Genomic DNA, 11649 nt, shown 5'->3' on the forward strand with positions numbered 1-11649 from the left:
TATGTTTAAAAAAATATTTTAAATTGTGCATTTTATATTTTATTAATAATGAAGTTTTTTCTAGATACTGCAAATTTAAGGGAAATTAATGAAGCGAAATCTATGGGATTTCTTGATGGAATTACAACAAATCCTACTTTAATTTCCAAGGAAAATCTTTTTCATAAAGAGGAGATTGAAAATCATTATATTTCTATATGTAAAATAATAGGAAATAATAAATCTGTTAGTGCTGAAGTGATTAGTACTAAATATGAAGATATTCTTAAAGAAGGAATGAAACTTTCCTCTTTACATAAAAATATTGTAGTGAAAATACCTGCAACAAGAGATGGAATAAAGTCTATCAATTTTTTTCATGAAAGAGGAGTATCTACAAATTGTACTCTTGTCTTTTCTATAGGTCAATCCATATTAGCCGCAAAAGCAGGAGCTACTTACATATCTCCATTTTTGGGAAGATTAGATGATATTTCATATAATGGAATAAAATTAATTCAAGAAATTAAATATATATATGATGAATATAATTTTCATACAAAAATTATAGCAGCATCGATTAGAAACTCTATTCATATTTTAGAGTGTTCTAAATCTAGAATATTCGCAATAACATCTCCAATAAATATATATTATTCATTATTAAATCATCCATTAACAAATAAAGGTTTAAAAAAATTTATAGAAGATTATAAAAAGAAAATTAATTTAACTTGATTTTATCATCAAGTAAATATTTTATGGATAAAGAAGTAGGTTTCGGAAGTCTTTCATAAAATTTCGATAATTCAATTTGTTCCTTATTTTCATTAACTTCTTCTAAATCATTTTTATTTAAAATATCAAACTCTTGAAGTTTTTTATCCATATCATTTTTTATGATTTTTCCTATTTTTTGACTTATCTTTTCTAAAACACAAACAGTTTGATAAATATTTTTTCCTGATTTTTTTTGTATTAAAATTCGGTCAACAGTTTCTGTATTAATTGGTGCATTAAAATTTAATTTCATTACTAAAATGATTTATTTATTAGTATTTATTAGATAGATATAATGGTATTTAAGAATCAAAACTTTATGTTTCTTTTTTTTCCACAATGTTTCTTATATTTTCATTAAATAAGTATAAACCGAACTTATTGGATCCTAATAATTTAATTTTATCTAAATTTTTTTTACTTATTTCTTCCTCTTCTATCTGCTCTTTTACATACCATTGTAAAAAATGATGTGTAGCATAATCTTTTTCATTCATTGTTAATTCAACTAAATAATCAATTTCTTTAGAGATCTCTATTTCTTGTTCAAATAAAATCAAAAATATTTCTTCTAGAGAAGTATTCCGATGTATTTTTCTAAATAAAATAGAATGATTGATTTCTGTATTTCCTCCTCTTTTATTAATATATCTAATTAATTTAATCATATGTAATCTTTCTTCATTGGAATGATTATATAAAAATTGACATACTCCATCGAATCCTTTCCTTTCGACAAAAGAAGCCATTATTAAATATAATTGAGAGGAGTAAAATTCTCTATTTAACTGTTGATTTAATCCGATTTGTACTTTTTTATTTAACATTTTGATGATAAATAATAACTATCCATTTCTTTCAATGCAATAAATCTTTTCATTTTATTTTCTAATGAATGACTTCCGTATAATAATGGTAATCGAACATAAGAATGACATATTTTCATGATTTTTAATAAAGTTTTGATTCCTGTTGGATTCCCTTCTTCATAAATTAAATTAATTATATCAAATATTTTATAAAAAATAGAATAAGATTCTTTTACTTTATGTTTTCTTGCTAAGGATATCATTTGAGAAACAATATAAGGAAATCCTTGTGCTATCACAGATATTACACCATCTCCTCCTCCAAAAATAATAGGTAAAGTAATGAAATCATCTCCAGATATAACAGAAAAATTTTCTGGTTTTTTATTTATAATTTGATAAGATTGTAATATATTTCCAGAAGCTTCCTTAATTCCTATGATATTTTCAAAATCATTAGCTAAACGTAATACAGTGTCAGGAAGAATGTTTAATCCAGTTCTTTTAGGTACGTTATAAATAATAATCTTAGATTCTGTACAATGAGTTATTGATTTATAATGTTGATAAATTCCTTCTTGAGAAGGTCTATTATAATAAGGACAAACCGATAATATTGCATGATAACGATCTAATTCTTCTATTGAATTAATTTCTGCTATAATAGATTTTGTATTATTCCCCCCTATTCCAATAACTAAAGGTAGTTTTTCACTATTTGCATGTAATACACAAGAAAGAATCTCCTTTTTTTCTTCTTTTTCTAAAGTAGATATTTCTGCTGTTGTACCTAATAATACAAGATAGTCTACTCCATTTTTTCCTACATATTTTACTAATTTTTCAAGCCCATTAAAATCTACCTTTCCATTTACCTTGAAAGGTGTGACTAACGCTACACCTGTTCCATATAATTTTTTCATAGATTATTTTACTTTATTTTGAAATATATTTATTTAAAATTATTGTATTTGTTAAAACAGATGTAAGCGATAAAACATTTTAAAAGTTAAGAATCTTTTTTTCCTCTAGGTCTAGCTACAGAAACAATGATTTTCCTACCCATGAATTCTGTTCCATTTAACTTTTCTATAGCCTTCTTAGCACTTTCTTCATCAGACATCTCTATAAATCCAAAACCTTTACTTCTTCTATTTGAACTATATTCGTCAAAAATAATTTTTACATTAGAAACTTCTCCTACATCTTCAAAGTATTTTTTTAATTCTTGTTCTGTTATATTATATGATAAGTTTCCTATGTATAATTTTGTATTGTTATTATCCATTATTAAATTATTTATAAAAGCAAATTTAGAAAAATATTTTTTCTATTAAAAGAAAAATATAATATTAATTATTCTTGAATAAGAAAGAATATTTTTTTTGAATAATTATTGAATTATATTATTATTATTAGATAATGATTTTTGTAAATTTACAATGATTAATGAAGTAATTCAATTATTTTTTTAATGGATAGAAACATTTGTTTAAAACATTTGTAAATGCTATCATTATAAATGATAATTGTATATGTATTATTTCAAATTTTCTTATAATTATATGGAAATGACATATACAACCGTATATCAAATCATATAGATTAAAAAAATGAACCAAAAATATTTTTTGATAAAAAAATGAAATTTTCAATTTCTGAATATGAGATTATTCAGTTAGATATCACAAACTTCAAAAAGTGAGTATTAAAAATTCTTCTTATATAAAGAAGGATTTATTTATTTTATCGTTAATTGTAGGGGAGATCTTTATCATATTTTTTATAAATCCTAAAATTAGAAATTAATTTATCCGTAATACATCCAATATTCATTAAAAAAAATTATTAAACTTTTTTAATGAAATAAAATATAATGGTAGTAGAAATTCTATTCATTTCATTACAAAGAATATAATCAAACACAATGATAAATTTTAAAATAAATCATAAAAAAACCATTTTTTATGAAAGTTTAGATACAAAAAATAAAAAGTATATTTTATATTTTTGTAATAAAAAAAATTGAATTTTCTTTATATAGAAGAACTTATTTTACCAATGATATTGATCAATATTTCCATGAACATTATTATAAATATAATCTTATAAAAAAAATGGAAATCAGTTATAAAATTATTTTAATATTGATAAAGAATTTATGTAGAAGAAAAAAATAGAATTTTTTTCGAAAAAAAAATCTTCATATATAAATTTGTATATGTCATAAACGATGAAAAATTCATAATTCATGGAAGAAAAAAAAAAAAACAAATCAGAAAATTTTTTTTATATAGAAAATTTTGGATGTCAAATGAATCTTTCAGATAGTGAAATTGTTGCTTCTATTTTATTAAAATGTGGATATCAACTATCACAAAAAGTAGAAAATGCAAATCTTATTCTTTTTAATTCTTGTTCTATACGAAAAAAAGCTGAAATAAGTTTAAAAAAAAAAATAGATGAACTAGAATATCTTAGAAAAAAAAATGGAATTTTTTTTGGAATTATAGGATGCATTTCGAAATCCAATCGAGAATTACTAGATAAAAAAATCGACTTTTTTTTAAATCCAAATGCATACAAAAAAATACCATATATTATTAGGTCCTTGAATCAGGGAGAACTGATAAAAAAAAATAATATTTTAAGTCAAAAAGAAACTTATGAAGACATTCTTCCCTTTCGTTTTTTAAATCAAGAAAAAATAAAAACTTTTTTAAGTATAACAAGAGGATGTAACAATATGTGTACTTTTTGTATTGTTCCTTTTACGAGAGGTAGAGAAATCAGCAGAAGTCCTAATTCTATTCTTCATGAATGTCATCTTTTGTACAAAGAAGGATATAAAGAAATCACTTTATTAGGACAAAACGTTGATTCATATAAATGGATTGAACCCAATTCAAATCATAAAAAAAAAATTATAGATTTTTCTAATCTTTTAAGAATCATAGCAGAAAATCTTCCTTTCATGAGAATTAGATTTTCAACATCTAATCCCCATGATATGTCAGAACAAGTTTTAAAGGTGATTGCTCAAAATAAAAATATATGCAAACATATTCATTTACCAGTTCAATCTGGTAGTAATAAAATATTAAAATTAATGAATAGAAAATATACACGTGAAGAATATCTTTTTTTGATTGAAAAAATTAAAAGTATTATTCCTGAATGTTCTATTTCTCACGATATTATGACAGGATTTTGTAATGAAAACGAAAAAGATCATCTAGATACTATTGATTTAATGAATCAAGTAAAATATAATTATGGATACATGTTTTCTTATTCTCCTAGACCTGGAACTTATGCATATAGAAATTTGAAAAATAATGTTCCTGATCATATCAAAAAAAGGCGTTTAGAAGAAATTATATCCTTACAAAGGAAACATTCACTTTTTCGAATGAAAGAATATTTAGGAAAACTTCAAGAAGTATTAATTGAAAGAATATCAAAAAAAAGTGATCAATATTGGTATGGAAAAAATTCACAAAATCTTGGAGTTGTTTTCCCAAAAAAAAATTTTAAAGTAGGAGATATAGTACATGTAAAAATCAAGACCGTTACATCTGCAACATTAATAGGAAATATTGTGTAATGGAAAGTAAGTTTAAGAAATAGCAAATAAAACATGGAATCTATTCAAAGAATAAAACAACAATTTCAAATTGTTGGAAATGACGCAGTTTTACAAAGGGCATTAGAAAAAGCTTTACAAGTTTCTTCAACAGATATTTCTGTATTAGTTCTCGGAGAAAGCGGTGTGGGAAAGGAGTTTATTCCAAAAATAATCCATCAATATTCTTTCAGAAAACATCATTCTTATATTGCAGTTAATTGTGGTGCTATTCCAGAAGGAACAATAGATAGTGAATTATTTGGACATGAAAAAGGATCATTTACTGGTGCAACTAGTATGAGAAAAGGCTACTTTGAAGTAGCGAATGGAGGAACTATTTTTTTAGATGAAGTAGGTGAGTTACCTCTCACAACACAAGTACGTTTATTGAGGATATTAGAATCTGGAGAATTTATTAAAGTAGGTTCTTCTAAAATACAAAAAACCAATGTACGTATTGTTGCTGCTACAAATTTAAATATGACAGAATCTATAAAAATAGGAAAATTTAGAGAAGATCTTTATTATCGATTAAATACCGTACAAATTAATATTCCCCCTTTAAGACTTAGAAAAAACGATATAAAATTTTTATTTCATAAATTTTCTCATGAATTTGCAGAAAAATATCATATGCCTCCAATTATATTAAATGAACAATCATTAAAGTATTTAGAAAATTATCCTTGGCCAGGAAATATTAGACAATTAAAAAATCTAATTGAACAAATATCTGTAGTAGAAACAGAACGTGAAATTAAGATAGAAAAACTACAAGAATACATTCCTAATAATATTCCATCTTTATCTTATTCATCAAATAAACATCATATAAATAATGAAAATTTTATTCAACGTGATTTTTCAAGAGATATAGATTTTATTTATAAAATATTATTTGATATGAAAAAAAATTTTGATGACTTAAAAAATATTACATATCAATTAATCAAAAATAATCCAAATATTCACTTTAATAGAAAAGAAATAAAATCTATCAATGATTTTTTTGGAAAAATGATAATATATAATAAAAAAAAATCAATTTTCCAATTAGAAGACTCCTCAAAAAGTGAGGAAGATTTAGACTATATAGAAATAGAAGAAGATAAAGAGTTAGAAACATCCAACTCTTTAGAAAAACAAGAAATTGAATTTATACAAAAAGCTTTAAAAAAAAATAAGGGAAAAAGGAAAAAAACTGCAAAAGAACTTGGAATCTCAGAAAGAACATTATATAGAAAAATTAAACAATATGGATTATGAAATTGTTATTTTTTCATAATTCTTTTTCATTTTTTATTATTATGAAAAAAATATGAATAATAAAACATATATCATTGGATTTATTCTTATGATTTTATGCATTTTTATTATCTTTCTCATTTTAATACAAAATCCTAAAAAAGATCAAACTATCAATCAGTTTTTTACAGAAAAAAATTTTAGATTTTTTGGAATCAAAAGAACTAATACATTATTAGAAAATATTACATGGATATTGTCTATTATTATGTTATTATTGATTATCCTTCTTAATCATTTTTTAATATTGAAAAGTTAAAATGTATTCTGTCACATTGACACTTAACTATAAAAAGTATCAATATTTTTCATATATTTTTGATTTGGCATGTTTTTGGCTTTTTATAGATTAAATCTTATAAACTATTTAAAATTATGATGGAAGTAAAAATAAAACCTTTATCGGATCGTGTACTCGTAAAACCTGATCCTGCTGAAACTAAAACTTCTTCAGGAATTATTATCCCTGATACTGCAAAAGAAAAACCTCAAAAAGGTACTGTTATAGCAGTAGGAAAAGGAAAAAAAAATGATCCTATGATTTTAAAAGAAGGAGATAGAGTTTTGTATGGAAAATATTCCGGAACAGAATTAAAATGGGAAGATGAGGAATATCTCATTATGAGAGAATCCGATGTCATTGCTATTATATAGTTCATTGTCATCTTTATAAATTGATGAAAAATTTGTTTAAAAAATTTTAAAAATTATGGCAAAAGATATTAAATTTGATATTGAAGCAAGAGATAAACTAAAAAAAGGAGTAGATGCATTAGCTAATGCAGTAAAAGTCACCTTGGGACCAAAAGGAAGAAATGTAGTTTTACAAAAATCTTTTGGTGGACCACAAGTAACAAAAGATGGTGTAACTGTTGCAAAAGAAATTGAGTTAGATGATCCTATCGAAAATCTAGGTGCACAAATGGTTAAAGAAGTAGCATCAAAAACTAATGATGTTGCTGGAGATGGAACTACCACAGCTACTGTTTTAGCACAGGCTATCGTTCGAGAAGGATTAAAAAACGTTGCAGCTGGAGCTAACCCAATGGATTTAAAAAGAGGAATTGACAGAGCATTAGAAGTTGTTATTTCTGATTTAAAAAAACAATCTAGAGAAGTAGGAGGAAATACAGAAAAAATACAACAAGTAGCTTCTATTTCTGCAAATAATGATGAAAAAACAGGATCATTAATAGCAGATGCTTTTGAACGAGTTGGAAAAGAAGGTGTAATTACTGTAGAAGAAGCGAAAGGAACTGATACATCTGTTGATGTTGTAGAAGGAATGCAGTTTGATAGAGGATACCAATCCCCATATTTTGTAACAAATACTGAAAAAATGATTACAGAATTTGATCAACCTCGTATTCTTTTATCTGATAAAAAGATTGCAGCAATGAAAGATCTTCTTCCTATATTAGAACCTGTAGCTCAATCCGGAAAACCTTTACTTATCATTTCTGAAGAAGTAGAAGGGGAAGCATTAGCTACATTGGTAGTAAATAAAATCAGAGGAACACTAAAAGTAGCTGCAATAAAAGCTCCTGGATTTGGTGATCGAAGAAAAGCTATGTTAGAAGATATTGCTATCTTAACCGGTGGAACTGTAGTTTCTGAAGAAACAGGAAGTAAACTGGAAGATGTAAAAATTAATATGCTAGGAAAAGCAGAGAGAGTAATTATAGATAAAGATAATACAACTATTGTTAATGGAGGAGGAAATAAAAAAGATATTCGAGCAAGAGTAGAACAGATTAAAGCGCAAATCGAAACAACAACTTCTGATTATGATAAAGAAAAATTGCAAGAAAGACTAGCAAAACTTGCTGGAGGTGTTGCCGTACTTTATGTAGGTGCAGCTTCAGAAGTAGAGATGAAAGAAAAAAAAGATCGAGTTGATGATGCTTTAAATGCAACTAGAGCAGCAGTTGAAGAAGGAATCGTTGCTGGAGGAGGTGTTGCTTTAGTTCGTGCTGTTGATGCATTAAAAAATACAAAAGGGGATAATTCAGATCAAGATACTGGAATACAAATAGTAAGAAGGTCTTTAGAAGAACCTTTACGTCAAATTGTTGCTAATGCAGGTGGAGAAGGATCAGTTGTAGTAGCTAAAGTTTCTGAAGGAGTAGGAGATTTTGGTTATGATGCAAAAATGGGTGAATATAAAAATATGATCGTTGAAGGAATTATTGATCCGACAAAAGTAGCTAGAGTAGCATTAGAAAATGCTGCTTCAGTATCTGGTATGTTATTAACAACAGAATGTGTTGTAACAGAAATTAAAAAAGAAGAGAATAATTCTGTTCCTCCAATGCCAGGTGCTGGTGGAATGGGAGGAGGAGGTATGATGTAAAAGTTTTTTATCATTTTTCCTCTTTATTATTTTTTAATATTTAAATCACTCATATCATAAAAAGAGTCAACATTTTCTCAATGTTGACTCTTTTTTATTGATAAAGGATTTGTTGGAAACAAAGAGGAAAGACAAGAGAGAAAGGAATCTTTTGAAGGATTTGTTGGAAACAAAGAGGAAAGACAAGAGAGAAAGGAATCTTTTGAAGGATTTGTTGGAAACAAAGAGGAAAGACAAGAGAGAAAGGAATCTTTTGAAGGATGGGATAACTAAAAATAATAAAAGAACCAAACAAATGTTGATTCTTTTATTCAAGAATATTATCCATCTTTTTTAAAACCTTGGATAATATAAAAATTTTTCAAAAACTTAAAATCAGGACCAATTATTTTGTATTTTCAACGTTTTTTCAATCACATCTCTTACACAACCTCTACCTCCCTTTTTTGGAGAAATATATTTCGAAACATCTTTTACTTCTTGTACTGCATCGATAGGAGAACATGGAAGAGCAACAGATTTCATTATTTCAATATCAGGAATATCATCGCCCATATAAAGAATTTTTCTTTTTTCGATATTTAATATTTTGCAATATTCATCAAAATATTTTTTCTTATTATTGACGCCCTGATAAATATAACGAATGTTCAAACCTCTTAATCTTCGAAAAACCATTAAATCTGTTCCCCTTGTAATAATACACAAATTATACCCCATGTCCTTTGCGCGTTGCATTGCATATCCATCTTTTACAAACATTTGTCGAACCATATTTCCATCAGGAAATAAATGTAAAGAACAATTTGTAAGAACTCCATCAACATCGAATATAAAAGTGTTAATATCATTCATTATATTCATATAGTTCTTCATAAACCATCTATTTACATATACATTTATTAAAAATCGATGATGATACAATCATAATCAATCATACATCTTCAAAATTAATGTTTGTTAATTGTTTCTTATCTGAGTCCTTTTTTTGATCATTTCGATTTTTATCTTTCATCTTCATTTTTTGATTGTAAGAGGAATGATTTTTAAAATCTTTTTGGTGACGTTCTGAAATAACTTCCTTTCCTTTCTCATGGATGATAAATCGAATTATATCATCTAAAATATTCTGAAACTTGGAAAAATCTTCTTTATACAAATAAATTTTGTGTTTCTTATATGAAACTTCTCCTATTTCATTGTAATATTTTTTACTTTCGGTAATAGTTAAATAGTAATCACCGGCTCTTGTTTCTCTTGCATCAAAAAAATATGTACGACTTCCTGTTTTTAATGTTTTTGAACAAATCTCATTTCTTTCTTTATGACTTAACAGACCGTCCATTCCATTGCGAATTAAAAATTATAAACCTAATAGGACAAATCTAAATAAAAAAAATGTTTTAAACCATTTTTAATGAAAAATTAATGAAATTTTTTTCAATTTTTTTTTACAATTCTAATTTTTTTTATCATCATAGAACATTATTATTAATTTTAATATTATTATAAATCATTATATATCAATTATATACAAATTATTTATCATATTAAAATAATTAAAAAAATAGAATAATAATATTAAAATTTGTCATATAAAATTTTTTTTTTTTTAGGAGATTATCCAAATTTTTTATTAAAAAAAATGATTTTTCTTGTTTTTTGATCAAAAATTTAGATTATATCCTTATAATAAAAGTTCAACACTTGTATTTTTATTTGATATTTTTTAGACTTCAATAATAAAATAGTTTATTTTTTATTTTATGGAACATAAAACTTTATAAGTTCTTTAAAAACTACAAAAATTTGTTTTAGGACAAATTTTTTATTTATATAATTGTAAAAGCAAATTTTTTATTCATAAAAAATGTCAATAAGAAGATACTTGAGAATACAGTGTATGAAATTTTTATATGCTCAATATTTATCGAAAATAGATTTATATAAAGTTGAAAAAAATTTACTTGAAAACATAAAATCATTAAACAATTTCTATGTACATTTTTTTTGTTTAATGATCACAATACAAGAAAATTCGTTAAACATTAAAAAACAATTGAATAGAAAAGAAGAAAAATTCAATTACATAGATAATTTTTCATGTAATTCCGTAATTAAAATATTATCTAACCATCAATATTTAGTAGATCAATATAATGACAGAAAAATATTTTTTAAAAATAAAAAAGAAAGTATTTTTTTCTTTCTTCAGGAATTGAAAAAAAAATCAAAAAAATATAAATTTTTTGAAGTTCCTTGCTCTTCTTTTGAAGAAGAGAAAAAATTTTTATTAAAATGTTATCAATTTCTTTTCATATCAAGTGAAACTTGGATAGAATCTTTAGTTCAAGATTCCTATATTCTCTATGAAAAAGAAAATATTGATTTCGTTCATCAAATGGTTAAAAAAACTTTACAATTAATCAATAATTCTAATAACGATTTTAAATTATATAATATTTATAATAAAGAAAATAAAAAATTCATATTAAATTTATATAGAAATACTATTTTTCATAAAGAAAAATTTAATCATTTAATCAATAAAATATCCGATAATTGGAATGTAGAAAGGATATCTATTATAGATTTAATTCTTTTGCAAATGGCTATTTGCGAATTTCTATATTTTCCTCACATTCCTCCTAAAGTAACTATAAATGAATATATAGAAATCGCAAAAATATTTTGTATGAAAAAGAGTACAATGTTTGTTAATGGAATTTTAGATAAGGCTCTTAAGTATCTTCAAGAAAAAAATAAGATATATAAAAAAATTCTATTCAAATAAC

General features: G+C 24.5%; 13 protein-coding genes. 7 read left to right on the forward strand and 6 right to left on the reverse strand.

Going from position 1 to position 11649, the window contains the following annotated elements:
* Positions 1-48 precede the first annotated feature (48 nt).
* A complete protein-coding gene (locus tag H0H42_RS01860) occupies positions 49-717 on the forward strand; it encodes a transaldolase family protein (protein WP_185868370.1) in 669 nt (222 codons plus the stop codon).
* On the opposite strand, the gene H0H42_RS01865 is transcribed toward H0H42_RS01860, so the two are convergent.
* The 4 genes from H0H42_RS01865 to H0H42_RS01880 all read right to left on the reverse strand — a co-directional run bounded on the left by H0H42_RS01865 (position 704) and on the right by H0H42_RS01880 (position 2856).
* Positions 704-1012, reverse strand: coding sequence for a hypothetical protein (locus H0H42_RS01865; protein ID WP_185868371.1), 309 nt, complete (start codon positions 1010-1012; stop codon positions 704-706). The genes H0H42_RS01860 and H0H42_RS01865 overlap by 14 nt on opposite strands.
* Before the next feature lie 64 nt (positions 1013-1076).
* Positions 1077-1586, reverse strand: a complete 510-nt coding sequence (locus H0H42_RS01870) for a ferritin (RefSeq protein WP_185868372.1) — start codon at positions 1584-1586, stop codon at positions 1077-1079.
* Entirely contained in the window at positions 1580-2491 is a 912-nt protein-coding gene (gene dapA, locus H0H42_RS01875) for a 4-hydroxy-tetrahydrodipicolinate synthase (RefSeq protein ID WP_185868373.1), read from the reverse strand. Before dapA ends, H0H42_RS01870 begins: the two co-directional genes overlap by 7 nt.
* A gap of 86 nt (positions 2492-2577) precedes the next feature.
* On the reverse strand, positions 2578-2856 hold the full coding sequence (locus H0H42_RS01880) for an RNA recognition motif domain-containing protein (protein ID WP_185868374.1): 279 nt from the start codon (positions 2854-2856) through the stop codon (positions 2578-2580).
* Positions 2857-3819: 963 nt separating this feature from the next.
* Between H0H42_RS01880 and miaB the strand changes: the two genes are divergently transcribed.
* The 5 genes from miaB (at position 3820) to groL (ending at position 8854) form a co-directional block, all read left to right on the forward strand.
* Positions 3820-5175 (forward strand): tRNA (N6-isopentenyl adenosine(37)-C2)-methylthiotransferase MiaB, encoded by a 1356-nt coding sequence (miaB, locus tag H0H42_RS01885; RefSeq protein ID WP_185868375.1) that lies wholly within the window; start codon positions 3820-3822, stop codon positions 5173-5175.
* Positions 5176-5208: 33 nt separating this feature from the next.
* Positions 5209-6462 (forward strand): sigma 54-interacting transcriptional regulator, encoded by a 1254-nt coding sequence (locus H0H42_RS01890; protein WP_185868376.1) that lies wholly within the window; start codon positions 5209-5211, stop codon positions 6460-6462.
* Between the two features lie 52 nt (positions 6463-6514).
* Complete coding sequence (secG, locus tag H0H42_RS01895; protein ID WP_185868377.1) at positions 6515-6760, forward strand: preprotein translocase subunit SecG; 246 nt, start codon at positions 6515-6517, stop codon at positions 6758-6760.
* A gap of 116 nt (positions 6761-6876) precedes the next feature.
* Entirely contained in the window at positions 6877-7155 is a 279-nt protein-coding gene (locus tag H0H42_RS01900; protein WP_185868378.1) for a co-chaperone GroES, read from the forward strand.
* 55 nt (positions 7156-7210) lie between these two features.
* Complete coding sequence (gene groL / locus H0H42_RS01905) at positions 7211-8854, forward strand: chaperonin GroEL (protein WP_185868379.1); 1644 nt, start codon at positions 7211-7213, stop codon at positions 8852-8854.
* A gap of 375 nt (positions 8855-9229) precedes the next feature.
* On the opposite strand, the gene H0H42_RS01910 is transcribed toward groL, so the two are convergent.
* Positions 9230-9709, reverse strand: a complete 480-nt coding sequence (locus H0H42_RS01910; RefSeq protein WP_223843677.1) for a KdsC family phosphatase — start codon at positions 9707-9709, stop codon at positions 9230-9232.
* Positions 9710-9788: 79 nt separating this feature from the next.
* On the reverse strand, positions 9789-10199 hold the full coding sequence (locus tag H0H42_RS01915; RefSeq protein ID WP_185868381.1) for a DUF3276 family protein: 411 nt from the start codon (positions 10197-10199) through the stop codon (positions 9789-9791).
* A gap of 525 nt (positions 10200-10724) precedes the next feature.
* On the opposite strand from H0H42_RS01915, the gene nusB reads away from it, so the two are divergent.
* Positions 10725-11648 carry a transcription antitermination factor NusB gene (gene nusB / locus H0H42_RS01920; RefSeq protein ID WP_185868382.1) on the forward strand — a complete coding sequence of 308 codons (924 nt, stop codon included), beginning with the start codon at positions 10725-10727 and terminating at the stop codon, positions 11646-11648.
* The last annotated feature ends 1 nt before the right edge of the window (position 11649 follow it).

It is taken from the genome of Blattabacterium cuenoti (assembly GCF_014252275.1).
GTDB lineage: Bacteria > Bacteroidota > Bacteroidia > Flavobacteriales > Blattabacteriaceae > Blattabacterium > Blattabacterium cuenoti_O.

What these genes read in the sequence shown, in the direction of transcription:
- H0H42_RS01860 (WP_185868370.1), top strand. Translation starts at nt 49, where the DNA reads ATGAAGTTTTTTCTAGATACTGCAAATTTAAGGGAAATTAATGAAGCG.
- H0H42_RS01865 (WP_185868371.1), bottom strand. Translation starts at nt 1,012, where the DNA reads ATGAAATTAAATTTTAATGCACCAATTAATACAGAAACTGTTGACCGA.
- H0H42_RS01870 (WP_185868372.1), bottom strand. Translation starts at nt 1,586, where the DNA reads ATGTTAAATAAAAAAGTACAAATCGGATTAAATCAACAGTTAAATAGA.
- dapA (WP_185868373.1), bottom strand. Translation starts at nt 2,491, where the DNA reads ATGAAAAAATTATATGGAACAGGTGTAGCGTTAGTCACACCTTTCAAG.
- H0H42_RS01880 (WP_185868374.1), bottom strand. Translation starts at nt 2,856, where the DNA reads ATGGATAATAACAATACAAAATTATACATAGGAAACTTATCATATAAT.
- miaB (WP_185868375.1), top strand. Translation starts at nt 3,820, where the DNA reads ATGGAAGAAAAAAAAAAAAACAAATCAGAAAATTTTTTTTATATAGAA.
- H0H42_RS01890 (WP_185868376.1), top strand. Translation starts at nt 5,209, where the DNA reads ATGGAATCTATTCAAAGAATAAAACAACAATTTCAAATTGTTGGAAAT.
- secG (WP_185868377.1), top strand. Translation starts at nt 6,515, where the DNA reads ATGAATAATAAAACATATATCATTGGATTTATTCTTATGATTTTATGC.
- H0H42_RS01900 (WP_185868378.1), top strand. Translation starts at nt 6,877, where the DNA reads ATGATGGAAGTAAAAATAAAACCTTTATCGGATCGTGTACTCGTAAAA.
- groL (WP_185868379.1), top strand. Translation starts at nt 7,211, where the DNA reads ATGGCAAAAGATATTAAATTTGATATTGAAGCAAGAGATAAACTAAAA.
- H0H42_RS01910 (WP_223843677.1), bottom strand. Translation starts at nt 9,709, where the DNA reads ATGAATGATATTAACACTTTTATATTCGATGTTGATGGAGTTCTTACA.
- H0H42_RS01915 (WP_185868381.1), bottom strand. Translation starts at nt 10,199, where the DNA reads ATGGACGGTCTGTTAAGTCATAAAGAAAGAAATGAGATTTGTTCAAAA.
- nusB (WP_185868382.1), top strand. Translation starts at nt 10,725, where the DNA reads ATGTCAATAAGAAGATACTTGAGAATACAGTGTATGAAATTTTTATAT.